Origin of the sequence: Tsukamurella paurometabola DSM 20162 (assembly GCF_000092225.1) — a bacterium.
Lineage (GTDB): Bacteria > Actinomycetota > Actinomycetes > Mycobacteriales > Mycobacteriaceae > Tsukamurella > Tsukamurella paurometabola.
The window spans coordinates 1,714,897-1,737,574 of the sequence record NC_014158.1 but is presented as its reverse complement, the minus strand read 5'-3'; the positions used below and the strand labels follow the sequence as shown (position 1 = coordinate 1,737,574).

The following is a 22,678-nucleotide window of genomic DNA, read 5'->3' as shown; positions in this document are numbered from 1 at the left end:
GCATGCACGAGCGACCCAGGGTCACGACCGCGGAAGGCACCGTCGAGGGCGAGTACCGCGACGGCACCGCGACCTTCCGTGGCATCCCCTACGCACAGCCGCCCGTCGGCGCGCTGCGGTTCGCCGCCCCCGAGCCGGTCCCGCATTGGGACGGTGTCCGCCCCGCGATCGAGTTCGGCCCCCCGCCTCCGCAATCCGGCCCCGGCCCGAAGGCGGAGGTGTCGGACGATGCGAACTGGCTCACAGTGGCGGTGTGCACCCCGGACCCAGGACGGTCCGCGCTGCCGGTCCTGGTGTGGATCTCCTGCGGCGGCTACATGGCCGGCACCGCGGCGGATCCCATGTTCGATCCGACCGCGCTCGCGACCGCGGGCCTCGTGGTCGTGACCGTCCAGTGCCGGATGGGCGCCGAAGGCTTCGCGCTACTCGACGGCGCACCGTCGAACCGCGGTCTCCTCGACCAGATCGCCGCGCTCGAATGGATCCAGCGGAACATCGCCGCGTTCGGCGGCGATCCCGATGCGGTCACCATCGCCGGGACCTCCGGCGGAGCGGGATCCGTAGCGGCACTGCTCACGATCCCCGGTGCGCGCCCCCTGTTCCGGCGAGCCATCACCCACTCCGTCCCCGGCCTGAACATCACCCCTGCGCTGGCGACGGAGGTCACGGCCGCGCTCGCCGAGCGCCTGCGCGTCGCGCCGACGGCGGCGGGGTTCGCACAGGTCCCGCCGCAACGCCTGGCCGAGGAGGTCACCGCGCTCTGCGCCGATTCCCCCGCGTACAAGAACCGGTGGGGACGCCTCGCCCACCTCGGGATCGTCGTCTGCCCGGTCATCGACGGGGACCTGCTGCCGCAGACCCCATGGGAGGCGCTGGCCGACGGAAACGCCGCGGGCGTCGACCTGCTCGCCGGACACATGCGCGACGAGTTCCGACTGTTCAGCATCATGATGGGCGTGCGCGGCACCTTCACCGAGGAGGACGCCGCCACGGCCCTCGAGGTATTCGCGCCCGGCGACCCCGCCGAGTACCGCGCCGCGTATCCGGGCGCAACGGCCGACGAGACCGTCGAGATCGTCTACTCCGACGCCACCTTTCGCATGCCATCCGTGCTGCTCGCCGAGGCGAACGCCGCGGCCGGAGGGACCTCGTTCCTGTTCGAGATGTGTTGGGAGTCCGAGGTCTACGGCGCCTGCCACAGCATCGACGTCCCACTCGCCTTCGGCACTCTCGACTGCCCCACGGGTGTCCTCTTCTTCGGCGAGGACGCGCCGGACGGTGCGCGCGCGGTGTCGGACGAGTTGCTCCGCTCCTGGGTGCGGTTCTGCGCCACGGGCGATCCGGGCTGGCCCCGCTACGACCCCGAGCGCCGGAGCACCCGGCTCGTCGACGACCCGTCGACGACGGCGCCGTATCCCGAGGAGCGTTCGCGCCGCATCTGGCAGGACCGCCCGCCGACACCCTTCGCCCCGGCCTGACCGGTCAGGTAGCCCCGCCCTCGCGCCGGCGCGCGGCGAGGCCGTCGATCAGGAATCGCACCGCATCGGCGAAACGTTCGTCAGGCGCGCCCCAGGCGGTGGGCCCGGCGGCGACGGCCAACGGGTATTCACGCTCCCCGATCGCGGCGGCGCGAGCGGCCGGGTCGTAGCCCGGCCGAGGCGCACCGTCAATCCCGAAGACCTCCTGCTCCTCGATGACGAAGCCCACGACCAGATCGCGCAGGGTCGACGACGCAAGAGCCGCATCGCGCAGCTCGAAGCCGGCGTCAACGAGAGCGCGCAGCGGCGCCTCGCTCGCGCGCACCACATCGATGTCGGTGAACTTCGAGCCGCTGAACACCCGGGCACCGTCGGTGTGCGCGCGGAGCACGGCCCGCAATCGGTGGGCACCGGCCGCGAGATCGGCGCGCCAGTCGCCCGACGGCGGCGTATCCGGCAGCGCGCGTCGCATGAGCTCGGTGGCCATCGCATCGGTGAGATCGCGCTTGGAGGCGAAGTGCCAGTACAGAGCCGGGGCTTTCACCTCCAGGCGGTCGGCGATCCGGCGCAGGGTCAGCCCGTCGATACCCACCTCGTCGAGTACGGCGAGCGCCGCCTCGACCACGTCCGCGCGATTCAATGCCACCCGCACACCTTAACGGTGTTAGATTCGAGATTGATTTAACGCCGTTAAGGAGATGTCGTGAAAGCCGTGATCGCCACCTACGCCGAGACCCCCGTCCTCGCCGACCTGCCCGCCCCGACACCGTCGGACGTCCTGATTCCCGTGCACATGTCGGCCGTCGCGCTGCACAACCTCACCCGCGGCGTCGCCGATGGCCGGCACTACGCCTCCCCCGCCGATCCGGGCTTCGTGATCGGCGTGGACGGAGTGGGCATCACCGCCGACGGGCGCCGGGTCTACGTCACCACGCCCGGCACGGCGGCAGAGGTGGTCCACGTCCCGGAATCCGCGCTCACCGAGGTCCCGGACGGGCTCGACGACGTGCAGGCCGCCGCCGCGGTCAACGCCGTCATGTCGTCGTGGATGGCGATGACGGTGCGCACCCAGGTCCGGCCCGGGCAGACGGTACTCGTTCTCGGCGCTACCGGTGGGTCGGGCCGCCCCGCCGTCGCGGTAGCGCGGCACCTCGGCGCCCGCGTCATCGCCGCCGGGCGCAACGCCGAGACCCTCGCCGCCGTGGGCGCCGACGCGACGATCGACCTCACCGCGCCGGAAGGCGAGGTCGCAGCCGCCCTAGGCGCCGAGAAGATCGACGTGGTGCTCGACTATCTGTGGGGGCGGCCCGCCGAACTCACGCTCGCAGCTCTCGCGCACCGCGGGCCCGCCGAGTTCGTCCAGGTGGGCACCATGGCCGGAGCCGAGATCGCGCTGCCCGGGGCACTGCTGCGCTCCACCGACATCCGGCTGCTGGGCAGCGGGTTCGGCTCCTTCACCCTCGACGAGCTGGCGGCGGCACGGCCGCACATCCTCGACGCGATCCGCGGCCTCGGCATCACGATGGACGTCGACCCGGTGCCCGCCGAGCGGATCGCCGAGATCTGGCGACGCGATCCGGCGGGCAAGCGGGTGGTTCTCACGCTGCGGTAACAGGCTCCGCATCGGTGGACTCGTCGGCGTAGACGTCCGTACGGGGCGCGTTGTAGGCGTCCTCGTCGAGGATGCCCTCCTGCTTGGCGACCAACGTGGGCACCAGTGCCTGTCCGGTCACGTTGAGCGCAGTACGGCCCATATCGACGATCGGTTCCACGGCCAGCAGCAGACCGGCACCCGCGAGCGGGAGTCCCAACGTGGAGAGGGTGAGCGTGAGCATCACCGTGGCGCCCGTGGTGCCGGCCGTTGCCGCGGAGCCGATCACGGCGACCACCACGATCAGCAGGTAGTCGGTGAACTGGAGGTCGATATGGAAGTACTGGGCGACGAAGATCGCCGCGATCGCCGGGTAGATCGCGGCGCACCCGTCCATCTTCGTGGTGGCGCCGAGCGGGACGGCGAACGAGGCGTACTCGCGTGGCACACCGAGGTTGCGCTCGGTGACCCGCTCGGTGACCGGGAGTGTGCCGATCGAACTGCGCGAAACGAATCCGAGCTGCGCGGCGGGCCACACGCCGGAGTAGAACTGCCGCACCGAAAGGCCGTGCACCCGCACAAGGATCGGGTACACGACGAATCCGACGATCACGAGCCCCAGATAGATCGCCCCGGTGAAGGCACCGAGCGAACCGATCGAGCTCCAGCCATAGGTGGCGACCGCGTTACCGATCAGCGCGGCGGTACCGATCGGCGAGAGCCGGATGATCCACCACAGCACCTTCTGCACGATCGCCAGGAGCGAGGCGTTGAACTGGAGGAAGGGCTCGGCCTTCTGGCCGACCTTGAGCGCGGCGATGCCGATCGCGATGGCGATCACCAGGACCTGGAGCACGTTGAAGCTCAGCGACACCGAGCCGTTGGACAGTTTGGCCTGCAGGCCCAGGAAGTTCGACGGGACGAGGCCGGTGAGGAAGGCCCACCAGGAACCGGAGCTCGACGGCGCCTTGCCCTCCCCGGTGACGGTGGTGTGCTCGCCCGGTTGCAGCACCAGGCCGAGAATGATGCCGATCACCACCGCGATGAAGGCCGTGATGGCGAACCACACCAGGGTCTTGGCCGCCAGGCGCGCAGCGTTGGTCACGTTGCGCAGGTTGGCGATCGACGCGACCACCGCGGTCACCACCAACGGCACCACGGCCACGGTGAGCAACTTCACGTAACTGGAGCCGATCGTGTCGAGTGTGCCCGCGAGCCAATTCTCGTTGCCGTCGGCGGCGGGGCCGAGTCGGCGCGCGAGCAGGCCGAGCAGCACGCCGACGATCAGGCCGAGCGTGATCTGGAAGCCGAAGTTCTTCATCAGGGGCGGAATGCGGGAGGGGGCCGTAGCCGGGGTAGCGGCAGTGGACATGACGGTGTCCTTGTCAGAGATGTGTGGTCCTGGAATCAGGAAGAGGGTGCAGCGAGGTCGACGGGCTTCAGCGGCGACAGAGCGCGCTGGCCGTCTGCACCTGGTCGACGAAGCGTCGACTCGTCAGGAGGCACTGCACCCGACCACGGTAGCCCCCTGCCGGGCCCCGGAGCGAACCGCGGTCCGCGTAGGGTGATGCTTCGCGAGCGAAAGGACCAGTAGTGACCCCGACCGAACGCCCGGCGCCTCCGAAGCTGCGGATCGCCCTGATCCTCGGCTCACTGTCGTCGTTCGGGCCGATCACCACCGACCTGTATCTCCCCGGGCTTCCTTCGGCCGCTGAGGATCTCGGTGCATCGCAGCCGGCGATGCAGGCGACGCTGACAGCGTGCCTGGTCGGCCTGGCGATCGGACAGATCGTGGTGGGACCGCTGTCGGATTCGATCGGCCGCCGCCGCCCGATGATCGCCGGAATGGCGTTGTTCATCGTGAGTTCGCTGCTGTGCGCAGTGGCCCCGTCCGTGTACCTGCTCGACGCCGCCCGGCTGCTGCAGGGGCTCGCCGGCGCGGCGGGCATCGTGCTGAGCCTGGCGATCGTGCGCGACCTGTTCCATGGTGTGGCCGCCGCGCGGATGATCGCGGCGCTGATGGCGGTCAGCGGTGTCGCGCCGATCGTCGCACCGCTCGCCGGAGCACAGTTGCTGCGCGTGCTGGATTGGCGCGGCCTGTTCGTGGTCCTCGCGGTGCTCGGCGTCGCGCTCCTCGCGGTCGCGGCGCTGTTGGTGCCGGAGACGCTGCCCACGGCGGACCGTCGCCCCTCGGGGTGGCGCGCGGTGGGCGCCGGCTACTACAGCCTGGCGCGTGACCGGCGGTTCGTCGCGCTCACCGCGACCAGCGGCCTCGCTTTCGCCGTCATGTTCGCCTACATCTCCACCTCGTCGTTCGTCTTCCAGGACCACTACGGGTTCACCGCCACGCAGTTCAGCGTGGTCTTCGCCGCGAACGCGGTGGGCCTGCTGGTGACCAACCTGATCGGGGGCCGACTGGTGGGCCGGGTGTCCACCTCGGTGCTGGTGTGGACCGGGCTGGCGGGAATGGCGCTGGGCTCGTGCGTCGCGGTCCTGGCCCTGAGCGCCGATCTTCTGCCCCTCCTCGTCGGCTCGCTGTTCCTCGCGGTCTCGAGCCTCGGTCTCGTCATGCCGACGGTGGCCGCTCTCGCACTCGAGGATCACGGCGCGCTCGCGGGCACCGCGTCGGCTGCGCTCGGTTCGGCACGTTTCGTCTTCGGCGGCCTGGCCGCGCTGGTCGCGGGGATCGGCGGGAATCCGACGGTGCTGGGGGTGGTGATGGTCGTCTGTGCCGTCGGTGCCCTGATGGCTTTCGTCGCGGCCAAGCGAGCGCCAACCGCCGCGCGCTAAGTTTGTTGTATGACACTTTCACGTCAAAGAGCCGAATTTCCGGGGATCAGTACGCGTGCGTGGGAGCACCCCGCCGACCGCGCCGCTCTCGTCGCCCTGCGCAGCCTCCGGGGCTTCGACACCCTGCTCAAGGGCATTTCGGCGCTGCTCCGGGAGCGTCAGCACCGGCTGCTCTACCTCGCCTCCGGTGTCCGCGCCGACGAGCGACAGTTCGCCGACCTGCACGCCACACTGCACGAATGCGCCTCGATCCTGGATACCGATACGGTGCCGGAACTGTACGTGGTGCAGTCGCCCACGGTGAACGCGCTCACCATCGGCATGGACACACCGTTCATCGTGGTCACCACGGGCCTACTCGACCTGCTCGATGACGAGGAGCAGCGCTTCGTCCTGGGCCACGAATTGGGACACGCGCTGTCGGGGCACGCCGTGTACCGCACCATGCTCATGCATTTGCTGAGACTGGCGGGGAGTTTCGGCTGGGTCCCGATCGGCGGCTGGGGCCTGCGGGCGATGGTCGCCGCATTGATGGAGTGGCAGCGCAAGTCCGAGCTGTCCGGCGACCGGGCGGGGCTACTCTGCGTGCAGGATCCCGATGTGGCACTGCGGGTGCACATGAAGACGGCGGGCGGAACTCGGCTCGCCGCAATGGATTCGCAGCGGTTCCTGGCGCAGGCGGCAGAGTACGAGCGGACCGGTGACCTGCGCGATGGCGTGCTCAAGCTGCTCAATCTGGAACTGCAGTCGCACCCGTTCTCCGTCCTGCGTGCCGGAGATCTGAACCGCTGGGTCGAGCGTGGCGACTACGGCCGCATCGTAGGTGGCGACTATCCGCGGCGCGAGGACGATACTCGCGCGAATCCCGCCGAAGAGTTCAAGAGCGCGGCGAAGGGCTACAAGGAGAACTTCGATGCCTCCGCCGACCCGCTGATCACCACGCTGCGTGACTACGGGGCGTCGGCGGTGAACACCGTCGGGCAGGGCGTCACCGATGTCGCGACCGGCGTGAGCCGCAAGATCGACGAGTGGCGCCGGAATTCGGCGCGCAAGCACGACGAGGACTGATCCCGCAAGGGCCTCGGACCGCACCTGTGGAGGAACTCGATTCCTGCACAGGCATCGCCGCCGGGCCGGCGCCACGGTCCTGCCGTCGCGGATGCTCGGCGCATGCGCATCATCGCCGGGTTCCTGCTCTGCCTCCTGCTGCCCGCGGCCACGCCGGTCCGGGCGGCGTCGGAGTACGCGTGGCCGCTGGACCCACGGCCGGCCGTGGCCCGTCCGTTCGCGAATCCCGATGAGCGCTGGCAACCGGGCCATCGCGGCGTGGACCTCGCGGGCTCGGCCGGACAGACGGTGCACGCCGCGGGCGCCGGGCGGGTCCATCACGTAGGCCGCGTGGACGACCGCATCGTGATCTCGGTGCTGCATCCCAACGGCCTCCTCACCACCTACGAGCCGATCACCGAATCCGGCGTCGCGGAGGGCGACGAGGTGACCGTCGGCACTGCGCTCGGCACCCTCGCCGCCGGTCATCCGGGCTGCCCGGTCGCCGTCTGCCTGCACTGGGGACTGCGCCGCGGGTCCGGCCACGCGGCGCGATACTTCAATCCATTGCTGCTGGTCGGTGCCGCTCCCGTGCGTCTGCTACCGGACGCCGGCGCAGCACCGTCCGGCTGAACGCCGGGGCGCGCCGCGCGCTCTTCGGCTCGGAGTGCAACGATGCCAGGGTGACAGGCGAACCGGCAGACAGCACTCCCGCCCCTGCGACCGCCCCCGCGGCGGCGGACGACGACGCCAAGGCCGAACGGCTCCAGGAGGCGCAGACCATCGCGTACCCCAGCATGTCCGGCGGCAGCCGGCGCAAGAAGCCCGAACACGATCCGACGGTGGTGGTGCTGTTCGGCGCGACGGGTGACCTGTCGCGCCGGAAGCTGCTGTGCGGCCTGGGATACCTGGCGGTCTCGGGCCTGGGACCGGATATGCGGGTGATCGGTACCAGCCTCGACGATATGACCGACGAGCAGTTCCGGGAATTCGCCCGGACCGCGGTCGACGAGGTGGGCGCCCGCAAGCTCAGCGCTGAGCAGTGGCGCGAGTTCGCGCCCGATCTGTCGTACGTGAACACCTCCGCGGGCCCTGAAGGGCTCGCGAAGGCGGTCGCCGAGAAGGAGCGGGAGCTGGGCGCCGGCCGCGGGCAGCGAGTGCGCCGGTTGTTCTACCTCAGCGTGCCGCCGAAAGCAGCGACCTCGGTGATCGACACCCTCGCCAAAGCGGGTCTCACCGAGGGGTCACGGGTGATCATGGAGAAGCCCTTCGGCGAGGACTTGGAATCCGCGCTGGCCTTGAACGCCGAGGTGCACAAGACCTTCAAAGAGAAGCAGATCTTCCGGATCGACCACTTCCTGGGCAAGGAGGCGGCGCAGAACATCCTGGCGTTCCGGTTCGCCAACGGCCTGTTCGAGCCGATCTGGAACCGCAACTTCATCGACCACGTGCAGATCGACGTGCCCGAGTCGCTGGGGCTGGACGCCCGCGCCGCGTTCTACGAGCCCACGGGCGCGTACAAGGACATGGTGGTCACCCACCTGTTCCAGGTGATGGCCTTCGTCGCGATGGAGCCCCCCCACCGCGCTCGAACCGCGAGCCATCTCGGAGGAGAAGAACAAGGTTTTCCGGTCGCTGGAACCGATCCGGCCCGACGATGTGGTGCGCGGGCAGTACAACGGATACCGGCACGAGAAGGGCGTCGATCCGGAGTCCGACACCGAGACCTTCATCGCGCTGGAGGCCCGGATCGACAACTGGCGCTGGGCGGGTGTGCCGTTCTACCTGCGCACCGGTAAGCGAATGGCCGAAGGGATGCGGATCATCTCGATCGCGTTCAAGGAAGCGCCGAAGTCCATGTTCCCCGCCGGCTCCGGCATCGGTCAGCAGGGCCCCGACCACCTGACCTTCGATCTGGCCGACGAGTCGAAGGTGTCACTGTCCTTCTACGGCAAACGGCCCGGCCCCGGGATGCGGCTGGAGAAACTGGCGATGCAGTTCTCCACCGAGGACACCGATCGCGCCGGCGATGTCCTGGAAGCCTACGAGCGGCTGATCCTCGACGCGATGCACGGCGACCACACCTTGTTCACCACCGCCGAAGGTATCGAATCCCTCTGGGAGCGTTCGATTCCCCTCCTCGACGATCCGCCGCCGGTGAAGCTGTACGAGCCCGGTTCATGGGGCCCGAACTCCATCCACCAGTTGATCGCGCCGAACGCCTGGCGGCTGCCGTTCGAACGCAGCTGGCACGACTGAGTCACCCGGCGAACGCGTACACCCACGCCTGTTCGCCGGACTCGAGCAGCACCCGGACCCGGCGGTAGTCGTCGACCTCGTAGTCGTCGGCAGCGGCCAACTGGGTGTCGTCGAGTTCGAGGACGGTGCCCTCGATCCGGTCGCCCGGGTCGCCGGTGGGCACCAGCATCGGGTGCACATCGGTGCCGCTCCGCGCGATCACCGCGGGGTCGGTGATGGTGAGCGGTTCACTGCGATAGCCCACCAGCGCCGCGGCGCGCGCGGGCACCGGGCCGCCGAAGATCGCCGCCTGCACGCTCGGCAGCCGCAAGGTTCCGTAGGAGAAGACCGGGTTCGTCACCCGCCGACCGTATCCCGGCGCATCGTCAGGCGCGCGGGTGCGCCTGCTCGTGCGCCGCGCGCAACCGAGCCACACTCACGTGGGTGTACAGCTGGGTGGTAGCGAGTGAGCTGTGTCCCAGGAGTTCCTGCACCACCCGTAGGTCGGCACCACCGTCGAGCAGATGGGTCGCCGCGGTGTGCCGCAGCCCGTGCGGCGCCACCTCGCGTCCACCGGGCACCGAACCCGTCACCTGATGCACGACGGTGCGCGCCTGCCGCGGGTCGAGCCGGCCACCGCGGGCACCGAGAAAGAGGGCCGCGCCGGACTTCTCGGCCACCAGTTGTGGCCGGGCCTCGTCGACCCACCGGCCCAATACCTCGGCGGCGGGCGCGCCGTAGGGCACGGTCCGCTCCTTGTTCCCCTTGCCGATCACCCGGACCACGCGGCGGTCCCGGTCGACCGAGCCCACGTCGAGGCCGCACAGCTCGCTGACGCGGATGCCGGTGGCGTAGAGCAGTTCGGTGATCGCCTGATCGCGTACGGCGATCGGATCGCCCTCGGCGGCACCGGAGGCGGCGTTGGTGAGCGCCGCCGCGGCATCGTCGGCGGAGAGGACCCCGGGCAGGGTCCGGCGGGGACGGGGCGCCTTGAGTCGTGCGCCCGGATCGCCGTCGAGGTGACCGCGCCGGGCCGCCCACGCGGTGTAGTTCCGCGCCGAGGAGGCCTGCCGCGCCAGGGTGGTACGGGCCGCCCCCGAAGCCGCACGCTCGCCCAACCACGCCCGCAGCGTCGCGAGATCGAGCCGGTCGACGGCAACCCCACGCTCGGCGGCGAATTCGAACAGTGCCGTGAGATCGGCGAGGTACGCACGCACCGTGTGCTCACTACGCCCGCGTTCGAGCCGCAGATACCGCTCGTACTCCGCCAGCGCCCCGCTCATACCCCAACGATAGGGCCTACCCCCACCCCACCGTCCGATTGAACACCGTTACCGCGGGTCGCCACCTGGGAAAACGCACACGGTAACAGTGTTCAATCGGGAGATGCGGCTCAGCCGCGGGATGGGATTCGCGGGTCAGCCGCGGTGCTGTAGGCGGCGGCTGAGCCAATTACCGAAGAACTGGACGACCTGCACCACCACGATCAGCACCACGATCACCACGAGGGTCAGCTGCCAGTTGGCCTGCTGATAGCCGTACTGGCGGGCGAAATCGCCCAGACCGCCGCCACCGACGTAGCCGGCCATGGCCGACATGTCGACCACAGCGACGAACATGAACGTGTATCCCAGCGCCAGCGGTGCGAGCCCCTCGGGGATCACCACCGTCGCCAGGGTGCGCCACTTGCTGGCGCCCATCGACCGTGCGGCCTCCACCACACCGGGATCCACCGTCACCAGGTTCTGCTCCACGACGCGGCCGATCACGAAGGTGGCCATCACCGTCATCGCGAACGCCGCCGCCTCGACACCGATCCGAGTGCCGATCACCGCCTTCGTGATCGGCGCGATGGCCGTGATGAAGATGATGAACGGAATCGGCCGGATGATGTTCACCAGCACGTTGAGCACGCCGAAGACGAACTTGTTCTCCAGCAGGTTGCCGGGGCGCGTGGCGTACAGCAGGGTGCCGTACACCAGGCCGAGCAGGCCGCCGACGACCATGGTGATGCCGACCAGGCGGATGGTCTCGAAGATCGCATCGACGAAGACCTCCTTCGTGCCGGGAGGGAAGACGTCGTCGAGGAAGGTCACGTAGTTGCCGGTCATCGAGCGACCTCCTGCCCGGTCTGCGGATCCTTGACGTGGGCGAGCGGTCCGAGCTGGTCGATCGCCCGCGTGATCGCGGCGTCGTCGCCGGTCACGGAGTAGGTCAGCGAGCCGAACGGGCGGCCGCCCACCTCGGCGACACCGCCGTACAGCACGCGCGCGGTGGCGCCGTGCGTCGCGAAGACCTCCGCGGCGTCGGGGGCGTCGATATCGTCGCGGACGTCCACTGTCACGACGGTGCCGGGCCTCGCGTCCAGGAGCCGCTGCAGCGTCTCGGGTGCGACATCGTCGCCGACGGCCGCGTGCACCAGATTCGCGGTGGCCTCGGACTCCGAGGTCGCGAAGACGTCGTAGACCGGCCCGTAGTCCACGAGCTTGCCGCGGTCGAGCACGGCGACGCTGTCGCAGATGCGGCGGATCACGTCCATCTCGTGGGTGATCACCACGATGGTGGTCCCGAACTCCTTGTTCACCCGGAGCAGCAGGTCGAGGACCTCACTGGTGGTGCCGGGATCGAGCGCGCTGGTGGCCTCGTCGGCGAGCAGGATCTTCGGGTTCCGGGCCAACGCGCGCGCGATACCCACGCGCTGACTCTGGCCGCCGGAGAGCTGGCTGGGGTACTGCGACGCCTTGTCACCGATGCCGACGAAGTCGAGCAACTCCGCCACCCGCTTCTTCCGCTCGGCCTTGGGCATGTCGGTGAGGGTGAGCGGGTACTCGACGTTGCCCGCCACCGTCCGCGAGTTCATCAAGTTGAACCGCTGGAAGATCATGCCGATGCCGGCCCGCAGCTCGCGCAGGTCGCGCTCCCCCAGGTCACCGACCACCGTGTCGAGCACCCGGACCTCACCGGAGGTGGTGCTCTCCAGGCCGTTGATCGTGCGGATCAACGTGGACTTGCCGGCGCCGGACTGCCCGATCACGCCGGTGATGGTGCCCTCGTCGATCGCGAAGCTGACGCCATCGAGCGCCTTGGTCGAACCGAAATCCCGGGTGGCATCGCGGAATTCGATGGCCACCCGGGGGCGGGTGCGCTCGGTCACTTGGTGCCGCGGGCCGTGACCTGCTGCTGGAGGCTCTCGGTGAGGCTCTGCAGCTCGGCGGCGGGCTTATCGACGAGGATGAACGAGTCGCCCTTGTCCTTCTTCAGCTGATCGAGCACCTTCTGGTCCTTGTACAGCTGCGCCAGCTTCAGGTAGGTGGCGTTGTCCTTATCGGCCTTGCGGACCACGAAAGCATTGATGAAGGGCTGCGACTGCGGGCTGGCCGGATCGTCCTTGGCGATGATCAGGTCCTTACCCAGCTTGGCGTTCTCGGCGGGGTCGTTGTTGACCACGGCGCCGTCGACGCTGTCGAGGCTGAGTGCGGTCTGGTTGGCGTCGACCGGCCTCACCGAGACCTTCGAGGCGGCGGTATCGATATCGGCCGGAGTCACCTGCCGATTGACCTCGCCCTTGAGCTTGATCAGGCCGGCCGACGACAGCACACCGAGTGCGCGGGACTGGTTGGTCGGGTCGTCGGGAACCACGACGGTGCCGCCCTGCGGGATCTCGGCGACCGACTTGTGCTTCTTCGAGTACAGCGGCAGCGGGTAGATCGCGGTGGCGCCGATCGGCACCAGCTCGGTCTTGTTCTTGACGTTGTACTCGGCCAGGAACTGCAGATGCTGGTACTCGTTGATCTGCAGGTCACCGTCGTTGAGCGCGGCGTTGGGCTGCTGGTAGTCGCTGAAGTTGGTGGTCTCGACCGTGATGCCCTGCTCCTTCGCGAGATCCTTGTAGACCTGCCAGAACTGCTGGGCGCCGTCGGTGACGCCGATCTTGATGGTGTCGCCGTCGCCCGAGCCGGAGCCACACGCGGTAGTGGCGAGGGCGAGGGGCACGACCAGGGCGAGCGCGAAACGCTTCATCTTCACGGCTTTGTTTCTCCAACGTCGATGGATACGGGGTTCTCCCGGTTGCGCAACGATACCTACCGGTTGGTACATCCGCGATACAACGACCGGTCCGGGTTCGTCCGATTGTCGACTGACCAGGTTCGACGGTCCGCCCGGGGTTTGACTCATGCGTGTATGAAACGGTCCGGACCCGGTTACGGCCGGTCGCGGTATCGATCACGAATCGAGAAGCCGAGGCGGTGCGGCGCTCGTAGTCTCGTGGAGACGACCGCCCCAGGAGGAACCATGGCAGCGAAGACCCTCACCCCGATCCGCTTCACCGCGGCACCCGAACAGCTGGCCGGCCGGACGATCCTGCGGCTACCCGACGAGGCCAGCGCGGCGTTGCCGTCCCGCGGTCAGGTCGCGGTGACCGGCACCGTCGACGGCCGGGAGTTCGGCACCGTCGTCGAACCGGATGGGCGCAAGGGGCATTGGCTCGACCTCGACGAGCTCCCCGGCGCCCACGGCGACGGGCCGGTGGCGCTGGAGATCACGCCGACCAAACAGTGGCCGGAGCCGGAGGTCCCCGACGATCTGTCGGCCGCCCTCGCCGCGGCACCGGACATCGAGGACGTGTGGGACGACATCACCCCGATGGCCCGCTGGGAGTGGGTCCGGTGGGTGGGCGCCACGAAGAACCCGGCGACCCGCGCGAAGCGGATCGACGTCACGGTGGACAAGATGCGCTCCGGTAAGCGCCGGCCGTGCTGCTTCGACCTCGCGTCGTGCACCGATCCGGAACTGTCGAAGAGCGGCCGGCTGATCGGCGCCCCATAGCCGTCACTTCGGCAGTGGTGCGTGCGCTGTCTCCGGGAGGCGGATCGTCAGCGCGAGCGCGATGACGTTGAGGACGACGAGGTAGATCGGGAAGGCGACATCGGCGCCGGCCTCATGAATGGCGGTACCGATCGCCGGCACCGTGCCGCCGAACAGGGCGGTCGCCACCGAGAAGGCGGCGCCCGTCGCGAGCACCCGGATCCGTGCAGGAAACATCTCCCCGAGCATTGCCGCGGCCACCGACATGAGGATCGCCGAGAGCAACATGCCCGCGCATTGGACCAGCAGCATCGTCGTGGGATTCGCCGACATGGCCGCGAACAACGGGACGGTGAAAACGATGTTGCCGGCGTAGAAGGCGAACATCATGGGCCGCCGACCGATTCGGTCTGAGAGCTGCCCGAGCGGGAGCTGGACCAGTCCGTAGACGACGAAGGCGATCGCGGAGATGGTGACGGCCTGGCGCTTGTCGAGCCCCTCGGTGATCACCGCCCAGGTGGGCGCGTAGGTGCTCCAGGTGTAGAACATGGCTGCGGTCACGGAGGCGAGCACGAAGGCGCGCCACAGCGCCGGCCGGTGCTCGGTGACCAGCTCGCGGAAGGCGGGCCCGGCGCTCGACGCGCCGTCGGCCCGGTAGGTCTCCTCGGCCCGGCGCCGGATCCACCACGCCACCAGGGCGGCCACGGCGCCCAGCAGGAAGGGCACTCGCCACGCCCACTCGGCCATCGCATCGCTGCCGACGGCGTTGACCAGCACGGTGATGAGCACCAGACACAGCACTTTGCCGAGGCTGGAGCTGATGTTGGTGAGGCTGGTGTACACCCCGCGACGGTGCGCGGGTGCGGACTCCATGAGGAAGGCGCTCGCAGCGGCGAGCTCGCCCCCGGTGGACAGGCCCTGGATCAGGCGGGCGACCACCAGGATGATCGGCGCGAGAATCCCGACCTGCGCGTAGGTGGGAGCGAGACCGATCATCAGGCTCCCGACGCCCATCATCCCAACGCCGACGGTGAGCGCGAGTCGGCGTCCGTAGCGGTCTGCCATGCGGCCCATGAGCACCCCACCGATGGGGCGGGTCAGGAAGCCGAGTGCGAAGACGACGAAGGTCGACAGCAGTGGGACGACCGATCCGGCGTCACCGGGGAAGAACTGCCGGGAGAAGTAGATCGCGAGGAAGGAGTACGCGCTCCAGTCGAAGTACTCGACGAGATGCCCCACCGAGCCGGTGAGAATCTGCCGCCGTCGATGCGCCGCCACCGCGGGATTCGCTTCGGTCGTCATCGGCTTCCTCGGGCTCGGGAACGGGTGATCCAGCAGAGGATCCGGGGAATCGTACCCGGACGGACGCCCTGTTCACGACCATGTGAACAGCGAACGAAAGACTCCGCGCGGTGCGCCGGGATTCCGTATGCCATCCATCACAGATGGTGGTACACAACTCCCGGACCCGCCTATCGTGAATTACATGCGATACGCAACTAACATCTCTCCCGCTCCTATCCGGACACTGGCGGCGACGGAGTCCTTCTTCACCCTGGGCGCAGGCATGTACGTCGGCTACGGCGTGGTGACCAACGGCCCGGTCGACCTCGACGCGCTCGCGGCGGCAGCCGCCCGGCTCAGCGCCGCGTACCCGGGCCTGCGCGCGCGGATCGAGACCGGAGATCGCAACGAGGGAACGTTCGTGGTGAACGACGGCGACACACCGGTGGCCGTGACCACGTCGCCCGGTGATGGGCCTTGCCCCTGGATCTTGGACACGATGTCATTTCGGTTATGCCGCTTGCGTGAGCGTAGCGCGGTAGGCGGTTTCGTAGGTGTTTGGTGTGATGTTGCCGATCGCGGAGTGCCGGCGGCGGGTGTTGTAGCGGTTGGCCCACCGGAACACGGCCCGGTAGGCCGTGGCCTGGTCGCCGAACGCTGGTCGGCCTTGGAGGAGTTCGCGTTTGAGGGTCGCGTTGAAGCTCTCAGCGAGGGCGTTGTCCGCGGACGAGCCGATCGCTCCCATCGACTGGGTCACGCCGAAGTGCTCGCAGAGGGCGGTGTAGGCCTTCGAGGTGTAGACCGACCCGTGGTCGGAGTGAAAGATCGCCCCAGCCAGGGTGCCGCGTTCGCGCTGCGCGGCCCGTAGTGCGTTTTCGACGAGCTCGGTGCGCATGTGAGTGGCCATCGACCAGCCTGCCAGCTTGCGTGAGCCCAGGTCGATGACCGACGCGAGGTAGAGGTTGCTGCCGTCGGCGATGGGCAGGTAGGTGATGTCGCCGACGTAGCGGCGACCAGGACCGCCGGTGCTGAAGTTCCTGCCGATCAGATCTGGGAAGCGTCGACCGGACTGATCCGGGACGGTTGTCTTCACACGCTTGCGGAGCCGGATTCCGGCCAGGCCGTGCTCACGCATCACGCGCGCCACGCGCTTGTGGTTGACCCGCTCACTCTCGGCTGCGCCGGCGTTGAGGTCAGCGGTGATCCGAGGCGCTCCGTAAGCACGATCCCCGCCCTGTTTCGGGTCTTGCAGCACCCGGATCCGGCCCGCCAGCACCGAGTCAGCCGCCGTCCGCGCGGCCCGCCCCTGCGCTGCAGCGAGCCACGCGTAGAACGACGACCGCGCGATCCCAATCACCTGGCACAACCGCTTCACGCCGTAGGCGTCCTTGTGGTCCTCAACGAACTGGAAGCGGTTCACCAACTCGTCTCCCCGGCGAAATACTTCGCCGCCTGACGGAGAATGTCGCGTTCCTCAGCAAGCTTTGCCTGCTCGACCCGCAACACCCCATTCTCGGCCTCCAGCCTCGTGATCCTCGCCGCCTGCGACTCCCGCCGCCCCACTGACACCCCCGCCGCAGCCGACGCGGTCCTCGTCCCGGAGCCGAGCTTGTCGACCCACCCCTTCAACGATCCCCGGGACACACCCAAATCCGCCGCGATCCCCTGCAACGTCGCACCCGGCGTCGACTCATACAAGTCCACCGCCCGGCACCGGAACTCATCGGTGTAACTCTTCCTGGCCATCCTTGGATTCTCACTTCCCCCAGCCATGTGCTGGATTACACGTGTCCAAGAACAGGGGGTAAGGCCCGATCCCACCCGGATGGAGCAGTTGCACGGACTGTCGATCGACCAGGGCACCGCGATCGCCCAGGTTCACGTCGTGACCGGCCACGGCGCCGAGCAGGCGGTGTACCTGCTGGTGCATCACGCGCTCGCCGATGGCCACCACGCCCTCGCTCTGCTGCACGAGCTGTGGACCGCGTACACCGCGATCGTCGCAGGTGGCGACGGCGACCTCGCGGAGCGTCCGGATTTTCCCGTAGCGCTGGAGGACATGCTCGCCGAGCGCGGCTATCCGAGCGAGCCGCTGATCGACCCCGCGGCCGCCGAGCCGGCCCCCACAGTCACCACCGCGACCTCAGCTGGACACGACAACGCAGGGGCGGGTTCAGGTGTGCCCGCGCTGACTCGGGCACAACTCTCCGCAGCGGAGACAACGGCACTCATCGATTACGGCCACCGCACCGGTCGCACCGTGAATCAGCTGGTATCGGCAGCCTTCATCGCCGCCACCGCCGCCGTCCGCGGGATCGGCACGACGCGCGTGCTCTACGGCTATCCCGTCGACCTGCGTCGACGCCTGGGTGAACCGGCCGCCGGATTCACCGATGTCACCAATGCGCTCGGCATGGCCTTCTTCCAGGCAGAGACCGAGGAGCCGAGTCTGGATGAGCTGGCCGCCCAGGTGGGCGCACGGCTCGCCGGCGATCTCGAGGCGGGGCTGGTGCAGCGACCGATGTCGATGGCCGCCGGCCCGATGGGGGCGGGCGGCGCCCTTCCCGAGGATTGCGCCGTCGCGGTGATCACAAATTGGGGTCCGGTGCCCCACCTTCCGACACCGGAGGGCCTGTCGCTCAGCGAGTTCTACCCCGCGTTCCACCTGGAGGTACCGGACGGACCGGGCGCCGCCGACTGGGCGGCGATGGCCGCCAAGATGGTCTTCGCCATCGTCTCCTCGTTCGACGGCCGCCTCAACGTGGACCTGTCCGGTGGCGACAATCCCACACCCCTCGCCACCGAGGTCCTCCGAAACCTGCGCGCGTTCACGCTGGCGGACTGACCCCTCCGCCGGCTACTCGAGAGCATTTCTGGAATATGAATGTTCCGGATGTGACCGTCTCCCCCTCCGCGATGACGACGCCCCGGCAGCCGCACCGGACGGATCGGCCACCCCACGATCAAGAAATGACGCGCACGCATCGCGCTCCCGAAAGCGTTCCAGTTGGGGCGTTTATGACGATTCTGTGAACACGGTCGTCCCGCGATCAGTTCTGTACGGCGTACACCATGCAGACGCGCAGGGCACGCCGGGAACCGATACACGCGCCGTATGCGCACAGTTGTGGAATGTTCACGTTCCGCTCTTGTGGCACAATGGACGGCACGCTACATTCACGAAGAATCGATCGCGAACACTGCATACTCTACTCGTTTGCACAACGTGTTATGCCATCAGCCTGCGGCAAGAGAGGTGACCGGTGTGATCCGACGCGAGACAGTGCCACGCGACCGGTCCCAGCGCTCGCAGTCCTGCGCCGCCGCGGCCGCGACATCCCCACACTTCCGCGCTCCTCGTATCGCGGGTGGCCCCTCCGGGCTCGGCGCCCCTCTCTGCGCCGGGCCCGGAAGCGGGCACCATCCCCTCTCTCCGGACAGGCACCGCCATGACAGCCGATGAACCGCCATCGAACAAGGACCGCTTCTGGTCCTGGCGAGTGGGGCTCTCGCTGATCGTGATCCTCGGTGGTTTCGCCGTGAGCCTGGTCATCTTCATCAGCACCCTCCACGATCTCCTGACCTGACCTTCCGTGACACGGCACCGCCCCCTCAGCCTCAGCCCTCAGCCCTCGACCTCAGGATCCGAGCATCGACACCGATATCGCAGCCGAATCCGCAGCGCAGAAGCTCCGGACAGCCCTCCACGTCACCACGACGAAGGTCGACCCGGCCGTCGCGGCCACGACCCTGCACATGGCCGTCCGGAAGCTGCCACTCGATCGCACCACCTCCGCGTCACTACGGCGTGTCGCGGGCGAGCTGACACTCCTGGTCAACAGCGATGTCACCGAGACCATCCGGACCTTCGCCACCGCCACCCTGCTCGGCCACTACGTCTTGATGCGCGAGCGAGAGGCGCACCGGGGCGGTGACCGCCCGGACTTCGTCCGTACGTACCCGCCTCGCCCGCCCGACCCGCACGCCGACCTGTTCGCCAACGCTTTCGCCTGCCATTTCCTCATGCCCAAGGAAGCACTCGACCAAGCCTGGAATGCACACGCCCGGAGCGCCACTGCGACCGCGGACGTCGCCCGGACATTCGGCGTCCCGGTACCGAACCTGATCGAACACACGATGCGGATCAGGTACCGGACCCGCACCACGCTGCGTCGCCCTCTCCCGCAACCCCGGTCGTCCGAGCAGTAGTCGGAGCGCATGCGGTGTCAGCGGTCCTCCGTCGGTGAGCGCAAGCGCCACAGTGCCCCGTCCTTGGTGACCAAGCCCCTGGCATCGAGCATCGCCAGGTGCCCGAGGACCGCGCGAGCGGGTAGGCCGGCCACGGAGGCGATCTCGGACACCGGTAGACCCGATCGCGCCGGCAGCGCATCGTAGACCCGCAACTCACCGGCGGCGAGACCGTCGGTGCGATGCACGGGCACCTCCCGCTCAGGCGCCAGCTCGCCGATCCGGCCGACCTCCTCGATCACCTCGGCGGGCCGGGTGACCAGCCGCGCGCCGTCCCGGATCAGTTGGTGACAGGTGACCGAAGTGGCCACCGTCACCGGTCCCGGCACTGCGCACACCGGGACGTCCCGGTGCCCGGCCCAGGTGGCGGTATTGCGTGTTCCCGAGCGCAGTCCCGCCTCGATCACCACCACCCCGCCGGTCACCGTACCCACCATCCGATTGCGTTGCAGGAAGCGGTGCTTCGCGGGAACGGTGCCCGGTGGATACTCCGAGATCACGGCGCCGTCCTCAGCGATCCTGCGGAACAGGCCGGCGTGCCCCGCGGGATAGGGACGGTCCAGGCCGCCCGCGACGAACGCCACCGTCGGTCCGCCCGCCGCGAGCGCAGCGCGGTGGGCCACGCCGTCGATGCCGTAGGCGCCGCCCGAAACCACGGTGAACCCCTCCGCGGCGAGATCGCCCGCGAAGTGATCGGCCACCCGCTCCCCGTAGCCCGACGGCGCCCGCGTACCCACCATCGCCACCGATCGATCGAGCAGATCGTCGAGGTGGCCGCCGCCGACCATCCAGAGGGCGATCGGCCGCAGTTCGCGCCACTGATCCTCATGGACCTGCGCCGGCGTCCGGGGGCGCGCCGCCAGCACGGCAAGGCGGTACTCCGGCCATTCCCCGTCGTCCGGGGTCAGCAGGCGGCCGCCCAGGTGCTCGATGTGGTCGAGATCCGCCTCGGCGCGGTCGCGATCAGCGCGCGCGGCGGTGGCCTCGGCGACATCCTCGAATCCGGCGGGGAACTCCCTGCGTCGCACCGCCTCCGCAGCGGCGTCCGGTCCCACCGCGTCGATCAGTGCGATCAGTGGCGCGCACGGCGGCTCCGCCACCCGGCTCAGGTATGCCCAGGCACGTCGCGTTCGGGCGCCGGTCATCGCCGGTCCCGATCCCGGAAACCGAGCGCGCCGGCAACCTCGGCCTCCCCCGGCATCGTCAGGCCCCGCAGATCGGCGAGCGACCACGCGACGCGCAGACAGCGGTCCGCGCCGCGTGCGGTGGTGCGCCCCTCGCGCAGCGAGCTCTCGAGCGGTCGCAACGCGGCACGGGAGAGCCGGAAGCGGCGCCGCAACACCACCCCGGGGACTTCGGAGTTGGTCAGCCACCCCTCGGCGGACCAGCGTTCGGCGGCCGCCTCACGCGCCGCACGCACCCGGGCCCGGATCACCTCGCTCGACTCGCCCGCCTCGTCGTCCTGGTGCAGTGCACCGGTGCCGGGCGGCTCCATGCGTACCCACAGATCGACGCGGTCGAGCAGCGGCCCGGACAGGCGTCCGAGGTAGCGTCGGCGCACCGTGGCCGTACAGGTGCAATCACTGTCCCGCGCGGGCGAGCAGGGGCAGGGATTCGCCGCCAGCACCAGTTGGAATCGCGACGGGTACTTCACCACCCCGTCGCGCCGGGCCAGTCGGATCTGCCCCTCCTCGAGCGGGGTGCGCAGCGCCTCCAACGATTTCGGGCCCATCTCGGCGCATTCGTCGAGGAACAGCACACCGCGATGGGCGAGCGACACCGCACCCGGCTTGGCGAGCCCACTGCCGCCGCCCACCAGTGCGCTCACCGACGAGGTCTGGTGCGGTGCCACGAAGGGCGGCACGGTGATCAGCGGGCAGTCGGCGCGCAGGTTCCCGGCGATCGAGTGGATCGCACTGACCTCCAGCGCCTCTCGCGGACCCAGTGGCGGCAGTATTCCCGGCAACCGTGAGGCCAGCATCGTCTTTCCGATCCCCGGCGGCCCGGTCATCATCACGTGGTGTGCGCCCGCGGCCGCCACCTCCAGCGCGAATTTCGCCTCGGGCTGCCCGACCACATCCGCGAGGTCCGGGTATGCCGGTCTCTCCTGCGCGGGGAGCGCGTCCGAAGGCGCGACCAGCACGCCCTCACCGGCGAGCCAGGCCACCACGTCCGCGAGATGGAGTGCGCCGAGCACCTCGATCCCGTCGACCAGCCCGGCCTCGTCCAGGTTGCCGAGCGGCACTACAGCGCGGGTGAATCCTGCTTCCCTCGCTGTGAGAACCGCGGGCAGCACACCCCGCACCGGACGCACCCGTCCGTCGAGTGCCAGCTCCCCGAGTAGGACGCTTCCGATGAGCAGTGATTCCGGAACCCGCTCTGCGGCACGCAGGATCGCGATCGCGAGCGGCAGATCGTACACCGATCCCACCTTCGGCAGCGTGGCGGGCGAGAGTGCCAGTGTGACACGGGTATCAGGGAACTTCAGCCCGATGTTGACGATCGCCGCACGCACCCGGTCGCGAGATTCCTGAAGCACCGTGTCGGGCAGGCCCACCAGGTGCACCGCCGGCAGGCCACCTCCGATGCAGCCTTCGATCTCGACCACCGCACCGTCGATCCCGGTGATCGCCACCGAGTGCACCTTGCTCAGCGCTGACATCAGGCGACCCCCACCCGGTATTCCAGCGTCACCGGGCCACCGGGCGGGGTGAACACCGACGCCACGTCGATCCGCACCCGCCGGTAGGCGTTCTCGCTCTCCGCCAGCCAACGCGCGGTGAGCGCCCGCAACTGCGCGACCTTCCGCGGCGTGACCGCCTCGAATCCACTGCCGTATGCGGTGCCCGAGCGGGTCTTCACCTCCACCACCGCGAGCACTCCGTCCGCGCTCTGGGCGATCACGTCGAGCTCGCCGCGCAGGCCGCTACCCGAGAACCGCCAGTTCCGGTCCAGTACTCGCCATCCCCGGCCGGTCAGGTACTCGCACACCAGGTCTTCGCCGGCGCGACCCACCTCGTTGTTGCCCATGCGGCGATCCTGCGCCGGGCTCCGGACGCTCCGCGCCCCGCGAACGCCACCTGTGGAGAAATGAACGTTTCATACCCAAACTGGGGACGAAGCACCGCCAACCCGTGCACCGCCGCCGGCGGTTCATTCGGAAGCGTGGCAGTGCCTATCCGCGCGTTATCGGGTC

General features: G+C 69.1%; 22 protein-coding genes and 1 pseudogene. 10 read left to right on the top strand and 13 right to left on the bottom strand.

Annotation, left to right across the window (positions count from 1 at the left end):
* Nucleotides 1-2 precede the first annotated feature (2 nt).
* A complete protein-coding gene (locus tag TPAU_RS08340; protein ID WP_013126312.1) occupies nt 3-1,478 on the top strand; it encodes a carboxylesterase/lipase family protein in 1,476 nt (491 codons plus the stop codon).
* A gap of 4 nt (nt 1,479-1,482) precedes the next feature.
* Here TPAU_RS08340 and TPAU_RS08335 read toward each other — a convergent pair whose 3' ends face one another.
* Nucleotides 1,483-2,124 carry a TetR/AcrR family transcriptional regulator C-terminal domain-containing protein gene (locus TPAU_RS08335; protein WP_013126311.1) on the bottom strand — a complete coding sequence of 214 codons (642 nt, stop codon included), beginning with the start codon at nt 2,122-2,124 and terminating at the stop codon, nt 1,483-1,485.
* Nucleotides 2,125-2,181: 57 nt separating this feature from the next.
* Between TPAU_RS08335 and TPAU_RS08330 the strand changes: the two genes are divergently transcribed.
* Nucleotides 2,182-3,090, top strand: coding sequence for a quinone oxidoreductase family protein (locus TPAU_RS08330; protein WP_013126310.1), 909 nt, complete (start codon nt 2,182-2,184; stop codon nt 3,088-3,090).
* Here the strand turns inward: TPAU_RS08330 and TPAU_RS08325 are convergent.
* Nucleotides 3,077-4,441: a dicarboxylate/amino acid:cation symporter gene (locus tag TPAU_RS08325; RefSeq protein WP_013126309.1), complete on the bottom strand. Its 1,365-nt coding sequence runs from the start codon at nt 4,439-4,441 to the stop codon at nt 3,077-3,079. The two genes, TPAU_RS08330 and TPAU_RS08325, sit on opposite strands and share 14 nt — an antisense overlap.
* Nucleotides 4,442-4,662: 221 nt before the next feature.
* On the opposite strand from TPAU_RS08325, the gene TPAU_RS08320 reads away from it, so the two are divergent.
* From TPAU_RS08320 to zwf, 4 genes and pseudogenes are all read left to right on the top strand, one after another.
* Nucleotides 4,663-5,859, top strand: a complete 1,197-nt coding sequence (locus tag TPAU_RS08320) for a multidrug effflux MFS transporter (RefSeq protein WP_013126308.1) — start codon at nt 4,663-4,665, stop codon at nt 5,857-5,859.
* A 9-nt stretch (nt 5,860-5,868) separates the two neighbouring features.
* The gene (locus tag TPAU_RS08315) at nt 5,869-6,927 is read left to right on the top strand and encodes a M48 family metallopeptidase (RefSeq protein WP_013126307.1); all 1,059 of its coding nucleotides are present in this window, start codon (nt 5,869-5,871) and stop codon (nt 6,925-6,927) included.
* A gap of 102 nt (nt 6,928-7,029) precedes the next feature.
* Nucleotides 7,030-7,539: a M23 family metallopeptidase gene (locus TPAU_RS08310; protein WP_013126306.1), complete on the top strand. Its 510-nt coding sequence runs from the start codon at nt 7,030-7,032 to the stop codon at nt 7,537-7,539.
* A 164-nt stretch (nt 7,540-7,703) separates the two neighbouring features.
* Nucleotides 7,704-9,165, top strand: a pseudogene (gene zwf / locus TPAU_RS08305) (glucose-6-phosphate dehydrogenase).
* A 1-nt stretch (nt 9,166) separates the two neighbouring features.
* Here the strand turns inward: zwf and TPAU_RS08300 are convergent.
* The 5 genes from TPAU_RS08300 to TPAU_RS08280 form a co-directional block, all read right to left on the bottom strand.
* Nucleotides 9,167-9,505 (bottom strand): gamma-glutamylcyclotransferase family protein, encoded by a 339-nt coding sequence (locus TPAU_RS08300; protein WP_013126305.1) that lies wholly within the window; start codon nt 9,503-9,505, stop codon nt 9,167-9,169.
* 25 nt (nt 9,506-9,530) lie between these two features.
* On the bottom strand, nt 9,531-10,427 hold the full coding sequence (locus tag TPAU_RS08295; RefSeq protein ID WP_013126304.1) for a tyrosine recombinase XerC: 897 nt from the start codon (nt 10,425-10,427) through the stop codon (nt 9,531-9,533).
* A 135-nt stretch (nt 10,428-10,562) separates the two neighbouring features.
* Nucleotides 10,563-11,255, bottom strand: coding sequence for a methionine ABC transporter permease (locus tag TPAU_RS08290; RefSeq protein ID WP_013126303.1), 693 nt, complete (start codon nt 11,253-11,255; stop codon nt 10,563-10,565).
* Complete coding sequence (locus TPAU_RS08285) at nt 11,252-12,298, bottom strand: methionine ABC transporter ATP-binding protein (protein WP_013126302.1); 1,047 nt, start codon at nt 12,296-12,298, stop codon at nt 11,252-11,254. The genes TPAU_RS08290 and TPAU_RS08285 overlap by 4 nt, the downstream gene beginning before the upstream one ends.
* Nucleotides 12,295-13,170: a MetQ/NlpA family ABC transporter substrate-binding protein gene (locus TPAU_RS08280; RefSeq protein WP_013126301.1), complete on the bottom strand. Its 876-nt coding sequence runs from the start codon at nt 13,168-13,170 to the stop codon at nt 12,295-12,297. Before TPAU_RS08280 ends, TPAU_RS08285 begins: the two co-directional genes overlap by 4 nt.
* A 267-nt stretch (nt 13,171-13,437) precedes the next feature.
* Here TPAU_RS08280 and TPAU_RS08275 point away from each other — a divergent pair, with 267 nt between their 5' ends.
* The gene (locus tag TPAU_RS08275) at nt 13,438-13,971 is read left to right on the top strand and encodes a YdeI/OmpD-associated family protein (RefSeq protein ID WP_013126300.1); all 534 of its coding nucleotides are present in this window, start codon (nt 13,438-13,440) and stop codon (nt 13,969-13,971) included.
* Between the two features lie 3 nt (nt 13,972-13,974).
* Here the strand turns inward: TPAU_RS08275 and TPAU_RS08270 are convergent, their stop codons facing one another.
* The 3 genes from TPAU_RS08270 to TPAU_RS08265 all read right to left on the bottom strand — a co-directional run bounded on the left by TPAU_RS08270 (nt 13,975) and on the right by TPAU_RS08265 (nt 16,980).
* Nucleotides 13,975-15,252 (bottom strand): MFS transporter, encoded by a 1,278-nt coding sequence (locus tag TPAU_RS08270; protein ID WP_013126299.1) that lies wholly within the window; start codon nt 15,250-15,252, stop codon nt 13,975-13,977.
* Nucleotides 15,253-15,528: 276 nt separating this feature from the next.
* On the bottom strand, nt 15,529-15,732 hold the full coding sequence (locus TPAU_RS22915; protein ID WP_147291073.1) for a hypothetical protein: 204 nt from the start codon (nt 15,730-15,732) through the stop codon (nt 15,529-15,531).
* A gap of 13 nt (nt 15,733-15,745) precedes the next feature.
* A protein-coding gene (locus tag TPAU_RS08265) for an IS3 family transposase (protein ID WP_086012687.1) occupies nt 15,746-16,980 on the bottom strand; the annotation gives its coding sequence in 2 pieces (ribosomal slippage) (nt 15,746-16,671 and nt 16,671-16,980; 1,236 coding nt in all).
* A 79-nt stretch (nt 16,981-17,059) separates the two neighbouring features.
* Between TPAU_RS08265 and TPAU_RS08255 the strand changes: the two genes are divergently transcribed.
* From TPAU_RS08255 to TPAU_RS08250, 3 genes are all read left to right on the top strand, one after another.
* Nucleotides 17,060-18,079, top strand: coding sequence for a phthiocerol/phthiodiolone dimycocerosyl transferase family protein (locus tag TPAU_RS08255; protein WP_013126298.1), 1,020 nt, complete (start codon nt 17,060-17,062; stop codon nt 18,077-18,079).
* 604 nt (nt 18,080-18,683) lie between these two features.
* A complete protein-coding gene (locus tag TPAU_RS23130) occupies nt 18,684-18,821 on the top strand; it encodes a hypothetical protein (protein ID WP_013126297.1) in 138 nt (45 codons plus the stop codon).
* Between the two features lie 169 nt (nt 18,822-18,990).
* The gene (locus tag TPAU_RS08250; RefSeq protein ID WP_013126296.1) at nt 18,991-19,443 is read left to right on the top strand and encodes an ImmA/IrrE family metallo-endopeptidase; all 453 of its coding nucleotides are present in this window, start codon (nt 18,991-18,993) and stop codon (nt 19,441-19,443) included.
* Between the two features lie 17 nt (nt 19,444-19,460).
* Here TPAU_RS08250 and dprA read toward each other — a convergent pair whose 3' ends face one another.
* From dprA to TPAU_RS08235, 3 genes are read right to left on the bottom strand one after another with little or no spacing between them, the layout of a single operon-like run.
* The gene (dprA, locus tag TPAU_RS08245; protein ID WP_013126295.1) at nt 19,461-20,627 is read right to left on the bottom strand and encodes a DNA-processing protein DprA; all 1,167 of its coding nucleotides are present in this window, start codon (nt 20,625-20,627) and stop codon (nt 19,461-19,463) included.
* Complete coding sequence (locus TPAU_RS08240; RefSeq protein ID WP_013126294.1) at nt 20,624-22,144, bottom strand: YifB family Mg chelatase-like AAA ATPase; 1,521 nt, start codon at nt 22,142-22,144, stop codon at nt 20,624-20,626. The genes dprA and TPAU_RS08240 overlap by 4 nt, the downstream gene beginning before the upstream one ends.
* Nucleotides 22,144-22,512 (bottom strand): YraN family protein, encoded by a 369-nt coding sequence (locus tag TPAU_RS08235; RefSeq protein ID WP_013126293.1) that lies wholly within the window; start codon nt 22,510-22,512, stop codon nt 22,144-22,146. The genes TPAU_RS08240 and TPAU_RS08235 overlap by 1 nt, the downstream gene beginning before the upstream one ends.
* Between the last annotated feature and the right edge of the window lie 166 nt (nt 22,513-22,678).